The organism is uncultured Winogradskyella sp. (assembly GCF_947498005.1).
Lineage (GTDB): Bacteria > Bacteroidota > Bacteroidia > Flavobacteriales > Flavobacteriaceae > Winogradskyella.
In genome coordinates, this window is record NZ_CANMIW010000002.1 from 28952 (window position 1) to 52271 (window position 23320).

At 32.9% G+C, this 23320-nt stretch carries 15 protein-coding genes and 2 tRNA genes; 10 read left to right on the plus strand and 7 right to left on the minus strand.

Annotated features, from left to right (window positions below):
* Positions 1-31: 31 nt before the first annotated feature.
* Positions 32-379, plus strand: a complete 348-nt coding sequence (locus Q0891_RS03545) for a GTPase (protein WP_299098834.1) — start codon at positions 32-34, stop codon at positions 377-379.
* Positions 380-385: 6 nt separating this feature from the next.
* Here the strand turns inward: Q0891_RS03545 and Q0891_RS03550 are convergent, their stop codons facing one another.
* The 5 genes from Q0891_RS03550 to Q0891_RS03570 form a co-directional block, all read right to left on the minus strand.
* The gene (locus Q0891_RS03550) at positions 386-898 is read right to left on the minus strand and encodes a gamma carbonic anhydrase family protein (protein WP_299098836.1); all 513 of its coding nucleotides are present in this window, start codon (positions 896-898) and stop codon (positions 386-388) included.
* 129 nt (positions 899-1027) lie between these two features.
* The gene (gene rpsU, locus Q0891_RS03555; RefSeq protein WP_008269492.1) at positions 1028-1222 is read right to left on the minus strand and encodes a 30S ribosomal protein S21; all 195 of its coding nucleotides are present in this window, start codon (positions 1220-1222) and stop codon (positions 1028-1030) included.
* Positions 1223-1322: 100 nt separating this feature from the next.
* Positions 1323-2186, minus strand: a complete 864-nt coding sequence (locus Q0891_RS03560; RefSeq protein ID WP_157362674.1) for an RNA polymerase sigma factor RpoD/SigA — start codon at positions 2184-2186, stop codon at positions 1323-1325.
* Positions 2187-2302: 116 nt separating this feature from the next.
* A complete protein-coding gene (locus Q0891_RS03565; protein ID WP_299098838.1) occupies positions 2303-4999 on the minus strand; it encodes an AsmA-like C-terminal region-containing protein in 2697 nt (898 codons plus the stop codon).
* A gap of 110 nt (positions 5000-5109) precedes the next feature.
* Positions 5110-5814: a queuosine precursor transporter gene (locus Q0891_RS03570; protein ID WP_299098840.1), complete on the minus strand. Its 705-nt coding sequence runs from the start codon at positions 5812-5814 to the stop codon at positions 5110-5112.
* Between the two features lie 72 nt (positions 5815-5886).
* Between Q0891_RS03570 and folK the strand changes: the two genes are divergently transcribed.
* Complete coding sequence (gene folK, locus Q0891_RS03575) at positions 5887-7035, plus strand: 2-amino-4-hydroxy-6-hydroxymethyldihydropteridine diphosphokinase (RefSeq protein WP_299098843.1); 1149 nt, start codon at positions 5887-5889, stop codon at positions 7033-7035.
* Positions 7036-7226: 191 nt separating this feature from the next.
* On the opposite strand, the gene Q0891_RS03580 is transcribed toward folK, so the two are convergent.
* Both Q0891_RS03580 and Q0891_RS03585 read right to left on the minus strand, forming a co-directional pair.
* Complete coding sequence (locus Q0891_RS03580) at positions 7227-7886, minus strand: class I SAM-dependent methyltransferase (RefSeq protein ID WP_299098845.1); 660 nt, start codon at positions 7884-7886, stop codon at positions 7227-7229.
* Between the two features lie 92 nt (positions 7887-7978).
* A complete protein-coding gene (locus tag Q0891_RS03585) occupies positions 7979-8536 on the minus strand; it encodes an RNA methyltransferase (RefSeq protein ID WP_299098847.1) in 558 nt (185 codons plus the stop codon).
* A 220-nt stretch (positions 8537-8756) separates the two neighbouring features.
* Between Q0891_RS03585 and mutS the strand changes: the two genes are divergently transcribed.
* The 8 genes from mutS (at position 8757) to Q0891_RS03625 (ending at position 23302) form a co-directional block, all read left to right on the plus strand.
* On the plus strand, positions 8757-11369 hold the full coding sequence (gene mutS / locus Q0891_RS03590; protein ID WP_299098849.1) for a DNA mismatch repair protein MutS: 2613 nt from the start codon (positions 8757-8759) through the stop codon (positions 11367-11369).
* A gap of 95 nt (positions 11370-11464) precedes the next feature.
* Positions 11465-11536, plus strand: a tRNA-Gly gene (locus Q0891_RS03595).
* 48 nt (positions 11537-11584) lie between these two features.
* Positions 11585-11668 (plus strand) — tRNA-Leu (locus Q0891_RS03600).
* Positions 11669-11964: 296 nt separating this feature from the next.
* Positions 11965-14769, plus strand: coding sequence for a triple tyrosine motif-containing protein (locus Q0891_RS03605; RefSeq protein WP_299098851.1), 2805 nt, complete (start codon positions 11965-11967; stop codon positions 14767-14769).
* Between the two features lie 249 nt (positions 14770-15018).
* Positions 15019-18069, plus strand: coding sequence for a TonB-dependent receptor (locus Q0891_RS03610; protein ID WP_299098853.1), 3051 nt, complete (start codon positions 15019-15021; stop codon positions 18067-18069).
* Positions 18070-18080: 11 nt separating this feature from the next.
* A complete protein-coding gene (locus tag Q0891_RS03615) occupies positions 18081-19553 on the plus strand; it encodes a RagB/SusD family nutrient uptake outer membrane protein (protein ID WP_299098854.1) in 1473 nt (490 codons plus the stop codon).
* Between the two features lie 12 nt (positions 19554-19565).
* Complete coding sequence (locus Q0891_RS03620) at positions 19566-21665, plus strand: hypothetical protein (RefSeq protein WP_299098855.1); 2100 nt, start codon at positions 19566-19568, stop codon at positions 21663-21665.
* 11 nt (positions 21666-21676) lie between these two features.
* Complete coding sequence (locus Q0891_RS03625) at positions 21677-23302, plus strand: glycoside hydrolase family 16 protein (protein WP_299098856.1); 1626 nt, start codon at positions 21677-21679, stop codon at positions 23300-23302.
* Positions 23303-23320: the final 18 nt, after the last annotated feature.

The following is a 23320-nucleotide window of genomic DNA, read 5'->3' on the forward strand; positions in this document are numbered from 1 at the left end:
AGGAATTATCATATGGTTGCACTAAGGTAGCATGAAATTACTTTTTATTTACAATGCTAATTCTGGGAAATTAAACGCTTTGTTTCATGTAGGTCATAAATTAATTAGCCCTTCAACATATAATTGTCGCTTATGTACATTAACGCATGATGTGTTTTCAGAAAACTCAACCTGGAAAAATTTTAGATCTCAAAGCCCTTTTGACATGGAGTTTTATCACAAAGATGAATTTGAATCTAAGTTTCCAAACGTTAAGATGCTTTATCCTACAATTTTAAAATTAAATGGTAATGAAATTTCAACAGTTTTAAGTGCGGATGTGTTAAATGAAATTTCAGATATTGAAGTTCTAATAGAACGTTTAAAACAAAGTTTTTAAGTACTACTACTTAAACCAACCAGAGTATTTTACATAGTTGTTAGCAATTCTATCTATTTCCCCTGAGATCAATTCCTTACTAATGTCTTTAACTTTTTTTGCTGGTACACCAGCATAAATGCTCCCAGATTCTACAATTGTATTTTTCGTGACTACAGCACCTGCAGCAATGATACTGTTGCTTTCTATAATGCAATCGTCCATAATAATACTGCCCATACCAACAAGTACATTATCTTTAATGGTACAACCATGTACAATAGCATTATGTCCTATAGAAACATTATTACCAATGGTCGTAGGAGATTTTTCATAGGTAGCATGGATAACTGCACCATCTTGAATATTAACTTTATTACCCATCTTTATAAAATGAACATCGCCTCGTATTACAGCATTAAACCAAACACTACATTGTTCTCCTAGGGAGACTTCTCCAACTATAGTTGCATTTTCAGCAACGTAACAATCTTCAGGGATTTGAGGTTGTTTTCCTCTAACAGCTTTAATAATTGGCATATAAAATTATGATTTTAAATTTTTAGCACTTCAAGATAAAATGAAATGTTTAGAAAAACTGAAATTAAAGCATAAAAAAAGAGTAGCACAAAGGCTACTCTTTTATAAAAACTTTATAAATGAGAAAAACTATACGTTTTCAGCGTCTCTTAAACCCTGAATATATTCAGCTTTCTGAATTTCTCTTCTTCTCTTTACAGAAGGCTTAGTGAAATAACGAGACTCTCTAAGGTTTTGCATAATTTGCACATTTCTGTGTTTACGCTTATAACGCTTAAGTGCACGTTCTATATTTTCTCCTTCTTTGATTTCGATTTTAATCATTATCGATATATTTTTGTTAACTAATTCTTGCAAATGGTCGGCAAATATATGCTAACTATTTGAGAATAAAAAATTAAATTAATGTTTTAGATATTTATTTTTAACCTAAATACGTTTTTAAGATTTTACTCTTACTTGCATGTCTTAATCTACGGATACCTTTTTCTCTAATTTGTCTAACTCTTTCTCTGGTTAAATCATAGATACTTCCAATTTCTTCTAAAGTCATTGGTGGTTGATCGCCTATTCCAAAGTTTAAACGAATAACATCACTTTCCTTTTGAGTTAACGTCTCTAATGCACGTTCTACTTCTGTATTTAAAGATTCTTTCATTAAATCTTTATCAGGTCTTGGTGATTCGCCAGAACTAACTACATCATATAAACTAAACGTTTCGCCATCTTTTAATGGTGCATCCATTGATAGGTGACGTCCTGAATTTTTCATAGACTGCTTTACCTCACGTTCGCTAATGTCTAACTCACGTGCAATCTCATCTGCATTAGGTGGTCTTTGGTTTATTTGCTCTAAGTGAGAAAATGCCTTATTAATCTTATTAATTGTACCAATTTTATTTAATGGTAAACGTACAATACGCGATTGTTCTGCTAAAGCTTGTAAAATAGCTTGTCTAATCCACCATACAGCATAAGAAATAAACTTAAAACCTCTAGTTTCATCAAAACGTTTAGCTGCTTTTACTAAACCAGCATTACCTTCATTAATTAAATCTGGTAATTTTAATCCTTGATTTTGGTATTGTTTTGCAACAGATACAACAAACCTTAAGTTGGCTGTTGTTAATTTGTCTAATGCTGCTTGATCACCGTTTCTGATAAGTTGTGCTAACTCCACTTCTTCATCTGCGGTAATCAATGGAATTTTACTAATGTCTTGTAGATATTTATCTAAAGACTTATCTTCTCTATTGGTTACCTGCTTGGTGATTTTTAACTGCCTCATATATACTTTTTAATATTTAGTGAACCTACATTATAACGTAATAATTAAGAATTCCAAATTATTTAATGATTATTAACTTATTTTTATAAAATAAATGCAATTTTAACGATTAACGGTTAGTTTTTGGTGGAATCTTGTGCTTTTGAGTCTTCAGTTTTCTTTTTGCCTCCTAGAAGACCACCCAAAATATTACTTACGCCCTCTTTAACTTTATCAGTTGCTTCTTGCTTTGTAGTTTCTTCTTTTGTGGGTGTATCAGTAGTTGTAGAGTCGGTTTCTTTGGTATTTGTATTTCCGCCTAAAAGTCCGCCTATTAAATCGGTAACCTTATCTTTTCCTGTGTTAATTAATTTTTGTTTTTCAATCTCAATTAATTGCTTTGTTAAGTTGGTAACACCAGAAGTTAAATCCGTCTGTATATTAGGACTAGTAAATGTACCACCAATATTAGCCGTAACCGGAATGGTTAAATTAGTCACTTCGCTATCATCAATCTTACCTATTAACTGATTAACATCACTACCTAAATACTTTGCTGGTACTTGAAGTACTGCATTATAATTCATGGTGTTTGAAAAACTATGAGAACCAGAAACTTCAATAGGAATGTCCTTATAATTTATGGTAAATGGTTTTACAGACACTTGTCCGTTTTCAAAACTTAATTTTGTTTTAAGGTCTTTAAGGTCTAATTTACTGAAATCTATAAAATCTAATTTACTATCTAAATTAGAAAGTAGTGGACTACTATCAGCATCAATATTATTAGTTAATATATCTGCGATAGCACTACCAGAAATAGAACTTAAATCTGGCGAAAAACTACTGTCTAATAAACCGCTAACATCTATTGTAGAATTTAATTTTCCTTGTAATACTTTGGCAATTGGTGCTAAAGCTTTTAACATATCTAAATCTTTAAAGGATTGAGAAATATCAAAATTTTGCATGGCTAAACTCATATCAAAAGCAGGTTGAGCCTCTTTTGTAGATACATTACCAGATAATCCTAATTGACCATTAAAAATATCAGTAGTCATGTTTTTAAGGGTTGCAGTTTGGTCTTTTATTAATAACTGTCCTTTTACATTTTTTAGATTTAAATTATCATAAATAACTGTTTTTGCATTAGCTGTTATGGTACAATCTAAAAAATCTGGAATCTTCAACGATTCGGTTGTTGATGTGGTTTCAGAAGGTGTTTTATTTGTATCTGTTGTTTCAGCTGATGGTTCTTCCTCGGACATAAAATCTGAAAGCGCAAACGTGTTAGAAGTCAAGTTAAAATTTCCTTCTAATTTTTTGTCGCTTAACAAAAAACCTAATAAATTATTAATGGTTCCTGTGGCTGAAAAATCACTTTTTCCGGTTAATGCATCAAAACTATTTAGACTTACCGTTCCTGGTTTAAAAGATAAATCCGCTGTATTTATTTGCACAGGATTTATAATGTCTTCCGAAGAAAATATAAAATTACTCATCGACACATTACCTGTGTTTTTAATACGTTGGTAAGCATTAGTTTCAAGAGCATTCATATCAAAAGAGGTATTGATGTTTGCTTTTAAAATACCACTCAATTCATCTTCTAATTCAACAGGATACGCTTTAGTAATGTTTGCTAAATTTAAAACACCATCGAGTTTAGCATCGATTTGTTGATTTGTAGTTAGGTTTTTTACATGAATTTCGGACTTAAAAGAATCGTCATCAATCTGAAAATTAAGCTTATCAATATTTACAAATGTATCATCAATATTTCCAGTTGTGTTTTTTACAGAGGCATCAATGGCAATATTTCTGACACTTTTTGGAAGGTCTGGATATTTAAAAGATGCATTAGTTGAGTTTAAATTAATATCCAAAGTGGGAATTGTTTCTTCTGAAACCAATCCTTTTATAATTCCATTTACGGTAAAGTTTCCTGTGGTGCTTACATTCTCAACATCCTTAGCATAAGCTTTTGGTATTACTGCTAAAAAATCTTTAAATGAAGCTTCCGGATTTTTAAACGTAATATCCATTTGTTGTCCGGCTTCAACCATTTGTATATAACCATCAAACTCTAAAGGCAATGCGTTTATATAACCTTTATTTTCTTTAAAGGTGTATTTTTCTTGTTCTAAATCTAAATCTATAAGCGCATCTAATTTTATGCTGTTATTGCTTAAATATTCAGTGCTATCCATTGCAAAAGTTATGTTTGCTTCTGTGTTGGTGTCTAATTGCGAAGTACCACCAGAGAAAATACCTGTTCCGTCGTGATTAATTTCTGTGAGGTAAAATTTTAAATCGGAAGTGTCATCTATATATGTAAAAGCGCTATTATTTAATTCGTAATGGTCAATGTCAAAACTAAAACCTGCAGCACTCTCTGTTTCTGTTGTCGTGGTTGTTTCTGCTGTATCACTTTCTTTTACAATATCATAGTTTACAGCACCTGTTTTATTGGTTTTTATAACTAGCAGAAGCTCGTCTGCTATGATTTCGTTAATTTCTAAAGGGTCTTCAGTTCCGTTTAATAATTGAGTCATTCCCATTTCAAACGATAATGATTTTGCAATCACTAAGTTTTCGCCCTCAAAAGGTGCTCTGTTTGTAATTTTTAAATTTTCTACGCTCACTTCGGCTTTAGGAAAACTACTAATTAAGCTCAAGCTAATATCATCAAAGGATAAGTCTGCGTCTAAATTTTCATCGGCATAATTCTGAACAATAGTGTCGATTTTAGATTCTAAAACAAATGGTATAGCGATAAGAATTGCAATGAAAATAAGTAATACAATTCCGATAATTTTTAAAAATTTCTTCATAAGGTTTTATTGTGCTTTTAAACAGCGTCTTTATATGATATACGCAAATTTCTGTATAAAAGTTGCTGCGGTTGTCAAGTTTAAGAAGATTTTAATGTTTTGTTTAACCGTTACAGTAAATTTATTTCCTCATTTACTTTTAGTTTAAAACGTTTTTTAAATAGAAACACACCAAGGTATAAAAATGGTGTATCTAAAAATGCAATTAAAACTTTGAACAGAAAGCCGCTAATAAGTAAGCCTTTAAAGTTTTCCCATGGTATAATTCCGAAACTACACAGTAAAATAAGTATAGTAAAAGTGTCTACAAATTGCGAAAACCATGTAGAAAAATTATTACGAAGCCACAGATGTTTGCCTTTGGTTAAGCGTTTCCAGAAATGATAAATCTGAATATCTACAAATTGCGCAAACAAATAAGTAACCATACTCGCAAAAACAGCGAGCGATGTGTTACCAAACACCAATTTAAATGTGCTGTCGTCTACATAAGACCACGTTGTGGCTGGAACGTTTGAAGCTGTGTAAATAATTAATAACGAGAATAATGAGGCGAATATACCCACAACCACAATGTCATTGGCTCGTTTTTTGCCGTAAATCTCACTGATTAAATCGGTAATAAGAAAGGTGATAGGATACGGTAAAATACCCACTGAAATTTCGAATAATTTAGAGCCAAATATCTCAATATCAAAAGGGTGCCAATAAAAGAATTTTTGAAAAATTAAATTTGAAACCACAAGTGATGTGATAAAAAGTCCACCAAGTAAAAAGTAAATACGTTGTGCTAAAAGCTTGTCTTTTAATGACATTGAAAATGGTTAATAAATAGTTTCCTTAAAGGTAAAGTTATAAAAATTGTTTTAGTTATTTTGTTGTTTCAAATGAAACCGACCAAAATCACTCACATAGCATTAGGAAGTAATAAAGGCAACAAATTGCAATATTTGCAGGCTGCTGTAGATGCTATATTTGTAAAAATTGGTGCGGTAAAAAAGATTTCTAAAGTCTATAAAACACCAGCTCTAGGTTTTGAAGGCGATGATTTTTATAACGCTTGTATAAGTGTGGGAACCGAATATAGACCTAAAAAAGTACTCAAATTGCTTCAAACAATTGAGTCTGATTTAGGACGAGAAACGAAAACAACCACAGGTTATGCGTCTCGAGAAATCGATTTAGATATTTTGTTTTTTGAAGATGAAATCGTCGATGAAAAGAATTTAGTGATTCCGCATCCACATTTACAACATCGTAAATTTGTATTGCAACCGCTTTCGGATTTAGCTAAAGACTTTGAGCATCCTGTTTTGGGCAGAACAATAGATTTGTTGTTAACAGAATGTGTAGATGAATCTGAAATAGAGCCGATAAATATCTGGCTTAAAAATCCAAGAAAATCTTACAGCTTTACCAATTACAATTATATTGCCATTGAAGGAAATATTGGTGCCGGAAAAACAAGTTTAACGAATAAGATTTCTCAAGATTTTAATGCAAAACTTATTTTAGAACGTTTTGCAGATAATCCGTTTCTGCCAAAATTCTATAAAAATCCAGAACGTTACGCTTTTACCTTAGAAATGTCTTTTTTGGCAGACCGTTTTCAGCAAATCAGTGATGATTTATCGCAATTAGATTTATTTAAAGATTTTATGGTTAGTGATTATGATGTAAACAAGTCCCTTATATTCTCTAAGATAACCTTGCCAGAAGACGAATTTAGACTGTACAGAAAACTATTTTACCAAGTATATAAGGATATTGCAAAACCAGATTTGTATGTGTATCTCTATCAAAACACAGAGCGTTTACAACGGAATATTAAAAAACGCGGACGCAACTACGAAAAAGATATAAAGGACGATTATCTTAAGAAAATAAATTCAGGATACTTAGACTTTTTAAAAAGTCAGCCAGAAATGAATGTGAAAATCATTGATATATCAGATAAGGACTTCGTGAAGCATCGTGAAGATTATTTGTGGTTGCTGGGCGAGATTAATGCGGCTTCGGTTAGTAGTGAGACGTAATTAGTTGGAAGTAAAAAGTTCAAATTAGGAAGTAAATAGTGTGAAGTCCTTGTTGTCATTGACTGCGTCGAACCACTTCGTTAGGTTTCCGAAATGAGGCACGATTGAGGAATCTCATCATCATTAATATAATTATTCCTGCAAATCAAGAACAATGTGATTTCTCGCTTTCGCTCGAAATGACAGAAACTTTAATCAATAATATAAAGCGCAGTCACAATAACCCCTTTATTATCCGCTGGAATTATTTCATTTAAAATTTTCATTTCTCTTACCTTTAAATTGAAAGGTTCTACCAACACATCAACACCACTTTGTTTTTTTATTCTGATGCCTTGACCTGAAATAATATCTTTATTCGGTTCAAAATTTCCAATGGGTAGATGTTCTGTAAGGATTACATAATTGTAGTTTGAAAGTTTCTTCACAATTTTTAGAATTTCAGCATTAGATAAATGTTGCAAGACTTGTCTAAGTACGATGCAATCGGCTTTTGGTAATTCGTCTTCCACAATATCTAGGCAATAAAATTCTAAATTTTCAGCTTTAAATAGTTTTTTGTTGCGTTCAATGAGATTGTCTACAATATCAATTCCGATGTATTTTTTAGTGTATCGGATTAATTGTTTTCCAATGTTAAAATCGCCACAACCCAAATCGCAAACCGTTAGTGCATTATTGTGCGCTTGTAAAAACGAAGAAACACATTCTATATAAGGTGTAACAATTTCAGCATCATGAGAACCTGAACCCGAATAAAAATCAAAGTCTTTTCCGCCCCAAAGATGCAGGTCATAGACTTGTTGCATAGCGTCTTTTGTGGGCCAAGACTGTTTTGATTTTTTAGTCATTTTGTTTTTATCATTCCTGCGAAGGCAGGAATCTACTTGTTTTTGTTCTTAAGGTTATGGATTCCTGCCTTCGCAGGAATGACAGTTGAGTATTAAATTGTATTTTTAAGCTTACTAAACACATCCCAAATCACAACACCACAACTTACCGAAATATTTAAAGAATGTTTGGTGCCATATTGTGGAATTTCAATAACCACATCACTAGCGTCAACCACATCCTGAGCTACACCTTTCACTTCATTACCAAAAACAAAGGCATATTTTTGGTTGGGTTGAGGTTTAAAATCATTAAGCATCGTGGCATTTTCTGCTTGCTCTATAGAACAGATATTTACGTCTTCTGCTTGCAGTTTTTCAATCACATCTAAAGTGTGTTCTGCATATTCCCAATCCACTGTTCCCGTGCTTCCAAGAGCGGTTTTTCTAATGTCGTTATGTGGTGGTTGTGCTGTGATACCACAGAGGTAGATTTTTTCAATTAAAAAAGCATCACTCGTTCTAAACACAGAGCCAATATTATTTAAACTTCTAATATTATCTAGAATAATAATGATTGGCGATTTTTTAGCATCCTTAAATTCGGAAATTTCTAATCGGTCTAATTCTTCGTTTTTTAGTTTTCTGCTTATAGTATGCTTCTGTGACATCGAATATGTTTGTCATTCCTGCGAAGGCAGGAATCTATTTCTAATTAATTTCTTTTATGGATTCCTGCCTTCGCAGGAATGACAGCTTATTTCACTTATCAACACCTGTAAATAACTTCTAGTCTTTCGGTTTTAATAAGCCTCAAAATATAAGTAATTTAGCAAACTTGCAATTTTGAAATAATTCAGCACAAAAGTATAATTTAAAACGTGATTACCATTGGCTAAAAAGGCAAAAAAAGTAACACCACTAATGAAACAGTATAATGCGATTAAGGTGAAATATCCTGATGCACTTTTATTGTTTAGAGTTGGCGATTTTTATGAAACTTTTGGAAGTGATGCCGTTAAGGCTTCAAAAATTTTAGATATTATTTTAACCAAACGTGGTGCTGGTAGCGAAAGCGAAATTGAATTGGCAGGTTTTCCACATCATTCTTTAAATACCTACTTGCCAAAATTGGTAAAAGCAGGAGAGCGCGTTGCTATTTGCGACCAATTAGAAGATCCAAAACAAACCAAAACCATTGTAAAGCGAGGCGTTACGGAATTAGTAACACCTGGTGTGGCTTTTAATGATGATATTCTACACTCTAAATCGAATAACTTTTTAGCGGCTGTTTATTTTGAAAAGCAACGTATTGGAATATCCTTTTTAGATATTTCAACAGGTGAGTTTTTAACGTCTCAAGGCAATGCGGAGTATATCGACAAGTTACTTCAGAATTTTAATCCGAGTGAAGTTTTAATTTCAAAACAAAGCCGAAAAGTGTTTTCTGAAACTTTTGGAACTGATTTTCATACCTTTTATTTGGAAGATTGGGTGTTTCAAGCTGATTATGCAAATGAAACTTTAACCAAGCATTTTAATACGAAAACGCTTAAAGGTTTTGGTATTGAGGATTTGTATGAAGGTATTATAGCTTCTGGTGTTGTACTTCATTATTTAGGAGAAACACGTCATAATAAATTAGAGCATATTGCAACCATTTCAAGAATTGCAACGGATGATTATGTGTGGATGGATAAATTCACGATTAGGAATCTAGAACTTTATAATTCTACCAATGCTAATGCCGTAACGTTAATCAATGTGATTGATAAAACGATTTCTGCCATGGGTGGACGAACCTTAAAACGTTGGTTGGCTTTACCTCTAAAACATGCCGAAAAAATAAAACAACGTCATGAAGTTGTTAAGTATTTATTGGAAAATGAAAGTGTACTTCAAGATATTCAAGGACAAATTAAGCATATAGGCGATATTGAACGCTTAATTTCAAAAATTGCAACGACTAAAGTGAGTCCTCGTGAAGTGATTCAACTTAAAAATTCTTTAGATGCTATTGTGCCTATAAAATCGGTTGCAGAAACTTGCGAGAATGAAGCCTTAAAAATATTAGGCGATAATTTACATCGCTGTGATTTGCTTCGAGATAAAATAAAGGAAACTATTAACGAAGAAGCGCCAGTAAATATTTTAAAAGGAAGTACGATTGCTGCAGGTTTTTCAGAAGAATTAGATGAATTACGAGGTTTATCTCAATCCGGAAAAACCTATTTAGATAATATGCTAACGCGCGAAAGTGAGCGCACAGGTATTACCTCTTTGAAAATAGCATCTAATAATGTTTTTGGCTATTATATTGAAGTTAGAAATGCTCATAAAGATAAAGTGCCAGAAGAATGGATACGTAAGCAAACACTAGTCAGTGCAGAGCGCTATATCACAGAAGAGCTTAAAGAATACGAAGCTAAAATATTGGGAGCTGAAGAACGTATTTTAGCCATTGAGCAGCAATTATTCGCCGATTTGGTGACTTGGATGCATCAGTTTATCATTTCGGTACAACAGAATGCACAGCTTATTGGGCAATTAGATTGTTTATGTGGTTTTGCAAGTTTGGCAAAAGCTAATAAATATGTCTATCCGCAAATAGATGATAGTTTCGATTTAGAAATAAAAGAAGGGCGTCATCCTGTTATAGAAAAGCAATTACCAATTGGTGAGCCTTATATTGCCAATGATGTGTTTTTAGATAGAGACGCGCAACAAATTATAATGATTACTGGGCCAAATATGTCTGGTAAATCGGCTATTTTAAGACAGACGGCTTTAATTGTACTCTTAGCGCAAATTGGAAGTTTTGTGCCAGCAGGAGAAGCGCGAATCGGTTTAGTGGATAAGATTTTCACTAGAGTAGGAGCGAGTGATAACATTTCAATGGGTGAATCTACGTTTATGGTAGAAATGAATGAGACGGCTTCAATTCTTAATAATATATCGGATAGAAGTTTGGTGCTTTTAGATGAAATAGGAAGAGGAACCAGTACCTACGATGGTATTTCAATTGCTTGGGCTATTAGTGAGTATTTACATGAGCATCAATCGAAACCAAAAACGTTATTTGCTACACATTACCATGAGTTAAATGAAATGACTGAAACTTTTGGTCGCATTAAAAACTTTAATGTTGCTGTAAAGGAATTAAAGGATAATGTGCTTTTTGTTCGAAAACTGGTAGAAGGTGGGAGCGAGCATAGTTTTGGAATTCATGTGGCAAAAATGGCGGGAATGCCGCAACAAGTGATTAGACGTGCTAATAAAATTTTATCTAAATTAGAGAAGTCACATTCGAGTGAAGAACTTACAGATAAGGTAAAAAGTATAAAAGACGATTTACAGTTAAGTTTCTTTAATTTAGATGATCCATTATTGGTTGAAATAAAAGATGAAATATTACATACTGATATTGATACACTTACGCCAGTGGAAGCCTTGATGAAACTCAATGAAATTAAGAGAATGTTGCTTAAGAAAAAGCAAGCTTAAAATTTTTTTAATTTATTTTTAAAAAAGGCTTTGCAATTCTAAGAAATATTATAAATTTGCATCCGCTTTGAAAGCGAAATTGTTCTTTAAAAACTGCGAAAGTAGCTCAGGGGTAGAGCATCACCTTGCCAAGGTGGAGGTCGTGGGTTCAAATCCCATCTTTCGCTCTATTCTTTAAAAAATATACCAATTTGATTACAGTCTGTAATCAAGATGCTGAAGTGGTGGAATTGGTAGACACGTTGGACTTAAAATCCAATGTCCATTAGGACGTACGGGTTCAAGTCCCGTCTTCAGTACAGATGAAAAGCCGAAAACGAAAGTTTTCGGCTTTTTTGGTTTTGCACTTTTCTATTTTTTTTGCAGTATTGCAAGTTCAAGAATAATGATCGTTTATTTAACATTGTAACTATAAGTTTTTGTTGTAGTTTTAATGTAATAGTCTTAGTTGTTCATGGTTATTATAACTATACTCTTTAATATACAAGCACTACAATTGCTACTACATCCTTTTATTTATCTATATTAGTACCTTAACAAAGGCAAAATATTAGTCTGACTACTTTGTTAAACACAAACTAATAATATAGAACTAATGGATATTATTAAATTTTATCTCTACACTTTTTTTGTTTTTATTTCATTTGCGACACAAGCTCAGGAATTTTCTCCCATACAAGTGTTTACTCCTCAAGATTATGGTGCTGAAGACCAAAATTGGGCTATATCTCAAGCTCAAAACAACTTTGTTTATGTCGCTAACAATAAAGGATTATTAGAGTTTAATGGAGCTTCATGGAATACATATAAGTCTCCAAATAATTCTATTTTACGATCAGTAAATGTTATTGAAGATCGCATATATACTGGTGGATATATGGATTTTGGTTATTGGTTAAGGGATAACAAAGGTTCTTTAAAGTACATATCGCTAAAGGGGAATTTAGAAACTAGTATTATACAAGACGAGGACTTTTGGGGTATTATTGATCTTGGTGAATTTGTTTTGTTCCAATCATTTGATCGGATTTATATTTATCAAGTTGAAAAGGGTAGTTTTTCAATTATAGAGTCGGACAAAAGAATTAATAAGATTTTTAAAGTTGATGAGGCTATTTATTATCAAATAATTGGAGAGGGAGTGTTTGAAATTATAAATGGAGAGCCTCGTTTAATTGTAGATGCCAATCAGATAGGTGATAATAAGCTAGTTAGCCTATTCAATTCTCACATTGGTCTTCTATTACAGACTGAAGAAAATGGTTTTTTTAAGCTTTCAGCTGATAAAGTTGAGAAATGGAATATTTCAGCAGATAGTTTATTATCAAACACGAGCGTTTATAGTAGTCTAAAACTGAAGAATGGCACATATATGCTAGGTACGATTTCTAAAGGTATAGTTCATCTAAATGCCTATGGAGATGTGTTGATGCAAATTGATCAAAATAGAGGTTTAAGTAATAACACAGTTTTGTCTATCGCAGAGGACGATTCAGGTAATATTTGGTTAGGTCTTGATAATGGCATAAATGTCATAAATATGAATTCGCCATTCAAAGTATATAAAGACAAACAAGGTAAAATAGGTACAGTGTATTGTGCTGCAGAAGTAAACGGCTATTTGTATTTAGGAACAAATCATGGATTATTTTATAAAACTATAGGGTCTAAAAATGAATTTAGTTTTATAAATGGTACTAAAGGGCAAGTGTGGAGTTTAACTATGATTAATAATGATTTGTTCTGCGGACATGATAAAGGAACATTTATTATTGACGGTGTTTCTGTTGAGAAAATCGCTAGCGAATTAGGGACTTGGGGAATTAAACAGATAGAGGGACGTCCTAACCTGTTAATTCAGGGTAATTATAAAGGTTTAAATATTCTTCAAAAAGTTAATGGGCAATGGCAATTTAGAAATAAAATTAAAGGTTTTGATATTTCATCAAGGTATTTTGAATTTCTGAATTCTTATGAGGTACTAATTAGCCATGAACATAAAGGTGTTTATGAAATTAAAATCGATAATGATTATTTAAGAGTTATTAATAATGATAAAATACCAGTAAAGGAAGGAGTAAAGTCAAGCATAGTTAAATACAATAATAGGATTTTATACAACACGCAAGATGGTGTGTATACGTATGAAGTAAATAATCAGGAGTTTAAAAGAGATTCAATTCTTAGTCAATTATTTAGTGGAGAAAAATACGTGTCAGGAAAGTTAATTTATGATATTGCTGATGGCAAACTCTGGGGTTTTTCTGCAAGTGGAATTATATATATTGAACCTGGGAAATTATCGAGTTTACCAAAAATTAATACAATTGTTATTTCAAGTGATGCGAGAAATACAAAATCGGCTTTCGAGAATATTTTGCATTTAGAAAATAACAATTATTTAATCGGAACAAAGGGAGGATATATAACTATGAATTTGGATAAGATTGGAAAGGATGTTTTGGATATTCATCTCAATAATGTCGATTGTGGTAAAACTTTAAATGATTTATCTGCTGTAGATTTGGGTTCCGTTGAAACTTTTATTAATAAAACTAATAATGTAAGGTTTAAGTATAGTGTTGCAAATTATAATCGTTTTACACCAACGATGTATCAATATAAATTAAGTGGTATATATGATAAATGGAGTGATTGGTCTTCTGAATCTGAGGTATTCTTTAAGAATTTACCACATGGAGAGTATACTTTTCAAGCTAGAGCGATGACTAATGGTATTATGTCAAATAATAGGATTACCTACGAGTTTGGTATTGAAAAACCCTGGTATCTAAAGCCCATGGCAATTATTTCTTATTTTTTGTTATCCTTACTTTTTATATATGTGCTTTATTACTTTAATAAAAAACATTACAAAAAAATTCAGATTAAACTTATTGAAAAAAAACAAAGGCAAATTGAGTTAGAACAACTTGAAAATCAGAGACAATTGATTCAATTTAAAAATAAAAATCTACAATTAGATATAGATAATAAAAATAGGGAACTTGGTATGGCTACTATGAATTTGGTAAAGCGTAACGAATTACTAAGTAATATAAAAAGTGACTTAACTAAGAGTACTTCACTGATGGAGGTTAAAAAAGTTATAAAAACCATCAACTCTAGCATTAATGATACGAGTAATTGGCATTTGTTTGAGGAAGCGTTCAATAATGTTGATAAGGATTTCATGAAACGCATAAAATTAATTCATCCAACAATTACCCCAAATGATTTAAGAATGTGTGCTTATTTAAGATTAAATCTTTCATCTAAAGAAATTGCGCCTTTACTTAATATTTCTCATAAGAGTGTAGAAGTTAAGCGTTACCGCCTAAGAAAAAAATTAGGATTGGATCATAATCAAAACTTATCAAATTATATCATTGAGCTTTAGAGCCTATACAACATTGTATTTTACCTATACATTACCTATACAATTGTGTTATCCTTGTCTTCTGACTAAGTAATTGTTAATTGTTGTTAAATCTTTTTTTGTTTTGAGAATACCATAAATTATAGGTGTTTGCATTGTGATATTAGTATTTTATCATTATTATTTTTAAAGTGTATGTTTTTTGTATAGTGTTATATTGAGAAGTTGTCAATACAATTGTGGTAAATTGCAATAACTAAATAATAAACTATGAAAATAAAACTTTTAACGCTCATGGCTCTCGTTTTTACGATGATGGTATTTGGGCAAAATGTAAATGTTTCTGGGACAGTTATAGAAGCTTCCTCAGGACAACCTTTACCAGGTGTTAACGTAGTTGTTAAGAACACCTCAAAGGGAGCCTCAACAAATTTTGATGGTGAATTTACTTTAAATGATGTGCCAGTAAACTCTGTAGTTGTCATATCATATATTGGTTTTGTAACTCAAGAAATTACTATATTAAATAGTGATTCATTAAGTATTTCACTTGTGGAGGATGCAGAATCTTTAAATGAAGTTGTTGTTATTGGGTATGGCTCTCAAAAGAAAAAAGAAGTTACAGGTGCGGTGTCAATTGTTAGTTCTGAAACTTTAGAAGAATTACAACCCGTTAAAGTAGAACAAGCTTTACAAGGTACAGTTTCTGGTGTAAATGTAACCTCTCAATCTGGAGCTCCGGGAGCAGGATTGGATATAAGAATTAGAGGAATATCCACTAATGGTACAAATGGACCATTGGTAATAATAGATGGTTATCAAGGCGATTTAAGTATTCTTAATCCAAATGATATTGATACTATAACAGTTTTAAAAGATGCGCAAGCTGCCATTTATGGTACTGTAGGTGCTAATGGAGTTGTTCTTATTACCACTAAAGGCGGTAAGAAGGGAGGAAAAGTAAAAGTTTCATATAATACATATGTGGGCCTGCAAGAAACTTCAAGAAAATTACCATTGTTGAATGCTACAGAATATGCATTATTACTAAATGAAAGTTATGCTAATGGAGGTCAAGCTCTGCCTTATACTAATGTATCGAATTTAGGAGCAGGTACGGATTGGCAAGATGAAGTTTTCAATGAGTCAGTTCCAATCAATAGTCATGACTTTAGTATTTCAGGTGGTTCTGATAAAATAGCATATTCCTTAAGTGGTTCTCACTTATACCAACAAGGTATCATTGCTCCAAAGAAATCAGATTTTAGAAGAAATACAGCAAGAGCTTCTATTCGCGCTGATTTATCAGATAAATTTAAAGTAAGTACAAATATTATTTATACTTATTTAGATCGAGATTCTGTTAATGATTTTGGTTTGGGGTCGGTTTTGTTTAATGCATTAAATACACCATCTACTTTATCTGCATATGACGAAAATGGAGATTTTACGTTGGTGCCAAGTGTAGCAGGTCTGGGTATAGAAATTATTAATCCGCTAGCTCAAATAGCTAATACATTTAATGATTATGATTTAAGAAAATTAAATGGTACAGTTTCTCTAGATTATCAAATACTAGAAAAACTTAATTTAACTGGTCGTATTGGATTCAATACTACGAATAGCGAAAGCAAATCATTTTCTAAGATTGTGGATTATGGCGGGAAAGTATTTGATGTTAACAGAAGCAGTGTTGCTCAAAATTCTATAAATGATAATGATTATTCATTTGATTTATACGCGACATATAAAAATAACTTTAATGAAGATCATAATGTAACTCTTACAGGAGGAACGACAGTTTTTAAGACTTTCGGAAATGGACTATTTGCTACAGGTTATGATGTGCCTAATAATTCGTGGGAATTTGCTGATATTTCATTGGCATTAGGAACAGGAGGAGATGGCGTTAGAGATGTAGGCTCTTATTCTTACGACGAAAGAAGATTATCTTTCTTCACTAGAATGCAGTACGATTATAAAGGGAAATATTTATTTTCTGCAATGTTACGTAGAGATTCTTCTACAAAATTTGGTCCTGAAAATAGGGTCGCTTATTTCCCTTCTGTAACGGCAGGTTGGATTATATCAGATGAAGAATTTTTTAATGATTCTGGTGTATTTGATTTGTTAAAATTGAGAGCAAGTTATGGTATATTAGGAAATGATCAAATTCCAAATAACGGATATGTTGGTCAATTAAGTGGTGAAGCAACATATATATTTGATAACTCATTAGTCAATGGAACTGCAATAGGTCAATTGCCAAATTCTGAATTGCAATGGGAGGAAGCAAAAAAACTAGATATAGGTCTTGATATTCGTTTGTTAGATAATAAGCTAGATATTACTACTGATTATTTTATTAATAAAAGAGATAATCTATTAATAGCAAATATTCCTGTTTCCGGAATTACAGGTGTATTTGCACCAGGTAGTTCTGCTCCAACAGTAAATGCTGGTGGTGTAGAAAATAGAGGTTTTGAATTTGCTGTAAATTATAAAGATAATATATCAGATAATTTTAAAATATCAGCAAGTTATAATATAACTACTTTGAAAAATGAAGTGACTAAAGTAAACAATAGCACTGGTTTTGTAGAAGGTGGAACATTCGGTGTTGGTCAGCCTGCCATTTCCAGAATGGAAACTGGTCAACCTCTAGGTTATTTTTATGGGTATAAGACAGATGGAATTTTTCAAAATCAAGCTGAGGTAAGCGCACACCCTTCGCAGATTGATTTAGGTGCAGAAGCATCGCCAGGAGATTTAAGATTTGTTGATGTTAATAATGATGGTGAAATAAATGCAGATGATAGAACAAATCTTGGTAATCCTATTCCAGATGTTACAATGGGACTTAATCTTACTTTAAATTTCAAAAATATTGATTTTACAGCGTATGCATTTGCTTCAATTGGTAACGATATGGTTAGAAATTATGAAAGAACGTTAACTGATGTAAATAGATTAAACTACGTTTTAGATAGATGGACTGGTGAAGGAACTAGTAATTCTGTGCCAAGGCTAACTACAGCGTCCACATCTAACAATGTGTTTTCAGATTACTTTGTTGAAGATGCCTCTTATTTAAGAATTCAAAATGTACAAATAGGCTATTCCATACCAAAAGATGTTATTGAAAAAATAGGAGTAGATAAAGTTAGAATTTATGTAGGAGTTAACAACTTATACACATTTACAAAATACAAAGGTTATGATCCTGGTGCTACAAGTGGAGCACCTATTGGTGGCGGTATTGATTTTGGTTTTTACCCAATTCCTAGAACTTATTTATGTGGTCTTAATCTAAACTTTTAAAAAAGATGAAAATGAAAAATAATAGTATAAAAAAGGTACTTGCCTTATTGATAGCTTTAGTTTGCTACCCATCTTGTACCGATGATTTTGTGGAAAGAGATCCAGTATATTCTATAGACTCAGAAAATTATTTTAATTCTGAAGATGATTATTATAACGCATTAATTGCAACCTATGATTTATTACAGTCAACATATGTAAATGTTATGTTGGGTGAGATAGCTTCAGATAACACTTTATGTGGAGGAGAAAGTGCGACAGATGTAATAGGTTTTCAGCAAATTGATGACATGATACATACTTCTGTAAATAGTAATTTAAGAGATATTTGGAACTGGATGTTTGCAGGTGTTAATAGAGCAAATTATTTATTGGAATTTCAAAATAAAATAGATTTTGAAGGAAAAGAAATAATATTAGCAGAAGCTAAATTTTTAAGAGCATATTATAATTTCGAACTCGTAAAATGGTTTGGAGGTATTCCATTAAAAGTAGATCAACGATTCAATTTAGGTGATGAAACAACTATTCCTAGATCATCCGTGTCCGAGGTTTATGCTCTAATTGAATTAGACTTGCAATATGCAATAGCCAATTTGTCCTATACAGCACCACAAACAGGCAGAGTTACTAAAGGTGCGGCAGAAGCGTTATTAGGTAAAGCTTATTTATATCAAGACAAATTTGCAGAAGCGGCTACAGTTTTAGACAATTTAATTATAAATGGACCATATAATTTGGTTTCTGATTATGATACGATTTTTGAAAATGCAGGAGAAAATGGAATTGAATCTGTATTTGAAGTTCAATATACAGATGTAGAAGGAGCAGGTTTTGGGTGTCTGCAATGTAGTGAAGGAAATGTAGCTGTAGGTTTTAACGGAATTAGAAATTACAATGGTCCAATGTTTGATTCTGGATTTAGTTTTAATGTTCCGACACAAGAGGTTGTAGATGAGTTTGAAGATGGTGATTTACGTAAAGATGTTGCAATTTTAGATATAAATAATTGGGCAGCAGATACAGGAGCTACATTTGGAACCGGTTTTGAGCATACAGGGTATTATAATAGAAAATATATTGCTAGACAAGGCGATTTGAATACAGGTGATCAAAACTTAACAAATCCTAACAATTATAGAGCTATTAGATATGCTGATGTATTATTAATGGCTGCTGAAGCTTTTAATAGAGGAGGAATAGATGATGCCAAAGCGCAGCTCTATTTAAATAGAGTAAGAAATAGAGCATTTGGTAATACCGACAACGAAGTTAGTGCTTTAGGAGCAACACTTACTGAGGCTATATATCATGAAAGAAGAGTAGAGCTAGTTGGCGAAGGGCATCGCTTTTTCGATTTAGTGAGAACAGATAGAGGATCTGAAATTGATGGTTTTTCTTCAAATAAAAATGAATTATTTCCAATACCGATAGAAGAAATTCAATTCTCTAATGGTAATTGGAACCAAAATCCTGGATATTAAAAAAAAACAAGCATGAAAATATTAAAACACACATTAAGATTTTGTCTTTTAGTTATAGTCTTTTACGGCTGTACTAAAGAAGATGATAATACAGATTTTATAGATGCTATAGAAGCACCAATTAATGTTTCTGCAAACGTTACTATAACTCAAGATAATTCAGGTTTAGTTACATTAACTCCTCTTGGCGAGGGCGTAACTAATTTTGTGATTAACTTAGGTGATGGTTCAGAATTGTCTGATCCAATCACACCAGGTTCTAGTTTAGAGCATACATATGAAGAAGGAAGTTATGAAGTTCTAATTACAGCATATGGTTTAAATGATTTGTCAACTACAATTTCACAGACAATAGTTGTTTCGTTTCAAGCACCTCAAAATTTGGTGGTTACTATTGAAAATGATGGAACTTTATCCAAAACGGTTAACGTAACGGCTTCTGCAGATTTTGCAATGTTCTATGAGGTTTCTTTTGGAGAAGACCCAACTGTTGATCCAACAACTGTAAATATTGGCGAAACAATATCATTTACCTATCAAGAAGCAGGTATTTATACCATATTTGTTGAGGCAATGGGAGGAGCAATTGCTACTACAAGTTATTCAGAAGAATTTGAAGTTACAGCAATTTTGCAGCCTTTAGCATCAGCAGATATTCCGCCAGCTAGAGCAAGTGCGGATGTTATTTCTATTTTTAGTTCTTCATATACAGATGTAGAAGGCTCAGATTTTTTTCCAGATTGGGGTCAAGGAGGATGTTGTGGTAGCGGATGGTCGTTATTCGATTTAGAAGGTGATGAAATGTTACAATACAGTAACCTAAGTTATCAAGGTAATCAGATAGGTGAAACTATTGATGTTTCTCAAATGGAATATTTACATTTAGATGTTTGGACAGCAGATGTATTGCAAACAATTGAAGTTTCTTTAATAAGCGTATCTAACGGTGAGCGTCCTATTGTAGTAGATTTAACTCCAAACGAATGGACAACCATTGATATTCCTATTTCAGATTTTACAAGTCAAACAGGTTTTACAGTTGAAGACATACATCAATTAAAGTACGTTGGAACTCCTTTTGGTGAAGGAGGAACTGCATTTATTGATAATATCTATTTTTATCGTGCCGCAACCGAAGAAGTGTCAATTGCAGGAACTTGGAGAATGTCTGCAGAAGGCGGTTCATTAGGTGTTGGTCCTAGTGTTGGAGACACAAGTTGGTTTGCATGTGATGATAGTTGTGTAGCTGAAAGATCATGTTATTTCGATGATGCTTATGTGTTTGGTGCAGATGGTTCATTTGCAAACGTATTAGGAACTGAAACTTGGATTGAGCCATGGCAAGGAGGAAGTGACGCTTGTGGAACTCCTGTTGCACCTCATGACGGATCAGTTGCAGCAACCTATACTTTTGACGCTGTTTCTGGGTCACTTACTGTTAGTGGTGTTGGGGCATATATTGGTCTTCCAAAAGCGAATAACGAAGGTGAGTTACCAAATGTGTCTGTGCCTAATTCTATTACATATACAGCAACGCTTTCTGATAATAACAATACAATGGATGTTTATATTGAGTCTGGAGCAGGTGTATTCTGGCAATATAGATTGGTTAAAGATACATCAGTTGTTAGTTCACCAATTGAAGGTTCATGGCAAATGTCTTCGGAAAGTGGATCCTTAGGTGTGGGTCCTAGTGTTGGAGACACAAGTTGGTTTGCATGTGATGACGGTTGTGTTGCTGAAAGATCATGTTATTTTGATGATACTTATGTGTTTGGCGCAAATAATTCTTTCGCAAATGTTCTTGGCACAGAAACATGGATTGAACCGTGGCAAGGAGGAACTGACGCTTGTGGAACTCCAGTTCCACCACATGATGGTAGTGCAGCTGCAACATACGTTTTTGACGAATCAGCTGGAACACTTACTATTAATGGAACAGGAGCTTATATTGGTTTGCCAAAAGCAAACAACCAAGGTGAATTACCTAATGTAGCGGTTCCTGAGTCTATCGTTTATAACGTTACACTTTCTGATAATAATAATACAATGGATGTATATATTGAGTCAGGAGCAGGTGTATTTTGGCAGTATAAGCTTACTAAAATTTAAAAAAATTGAAAATGAAAAATTTAATATTTAATTCGTTTACACTTTTAGGTGTTTTTCTATGCCTATTCAGTTGTCAAGAAGATGATGCATCAATAGGAGATATTGTAGCACCAAGTAACCTAGTTATATCTTCAGAAATTTTTGGACAAGATAATTCAAATCTATATGGAGATGGTAGTGGTGTAGTTAATTTTGTTGCTTATGCAGATAATGCTATAAGTTATAAATATTTTTATAATGAAACAGAGAGAAATGCACCGTCAGGAGAGCTTGAGGCATTGTTCACTAATTTGGGTATTAATACTTATGATGTTACTGTAATTGCTTATGGAACAGGTGGTTTGTCTACCTCTATTTCAACTACAATCGAAGTCTTAGCAACATACTCTCCTCCCCAAGATTTATTAGATACCTTAATTGGAGATGGCACTAAAGTTTGGAGAATGAAATCAGAAGGTCCAGGACATTTTGGTTTAGGTCCTGTTGGCGGAACAGTCCCAGCAGAATGGTATGGTGCGGGACCTGACGAAAAAGTTGGGGTTGGTATGTACGATGATCGATTTATATTTGGTACAGATGGTACATTTACACACATAACAAATAATACTAATGATGATGCAGGCACTGATACTTCGGGTACTGTATTTGGTAGAGATGGTTTAATCAGTGATTTAGGTTCTGGAGGAAATGTAAATGGCGCAGATGTAGAAAATCTTCCATATGCTGATTATACAGAAGACTATGTTTTAATTGCGCCAGGAGGCGTAGAAACGATTAGTTTAAGTGGAATAGGATTTATCTCATATTATATTGGTGGCAGTCATTCATATGAGATTTTTGATAGATCCGTGCCTAATGAATTGGTGTTAAGATCAACAGATGGTAATGGAGAATTTGATTGGTGGTTTACAATAACCTCAGTTGAGGAAGATCCAGGTACAGTGGTTGATTATGAATTAGTTTGGTCAGACGAATTTGATACAGATGGAGCTCCAAACGCAGCAAATTGGACATACGACCTAGGTGCAGGTGGCTGGGGAAACCAAGAAGTTCAAACGTATACTAACAACGCGGAAAACGTTATTGTAGAAGGTGGCTCATTAAAAATTACAGCCAAGGCAAATGGTTCTGGAGGTTATACCTCAGCAAGAATTAAATCTCAAGGACTTCAGTCATTTACTTATGGTAAAATAGAGATTAGTGCAAAGTTACCATCGGCTCAAGGTACTTGGCCAGCACTATGGATGTTGGGTTCTAATTTTCCAACTGTAGGTTGGCCTCATTGTGGCGAAATGGATATTATGGAGCAAACAGGTTGGGATAAAAATACAAGCTTAGGAACATGCCATTGGTTTGATAATGGCACCTCTGCGAATGCAAGCTATGGAGAAACAACTGGTGTGGCAAACGCTTCAACGGAGTTTCATTTGTATTCGATCGTATGGAGTGAAGAAAGTATACAGATTTCATTAGATGACGTTCCGTTTATGACATTATCTAACAGTGCAGATCTTCCATTTAACGCAGATTTCTTTTTTATAATGAATATTGCAATGGGTGGAACTTTAGGAGGAACCATTGATCCTGCGTTTACAGAAGACACTATGGAAGTAGATTATATTAGAGTTTATCAATAAAAACACATAATGATTAAT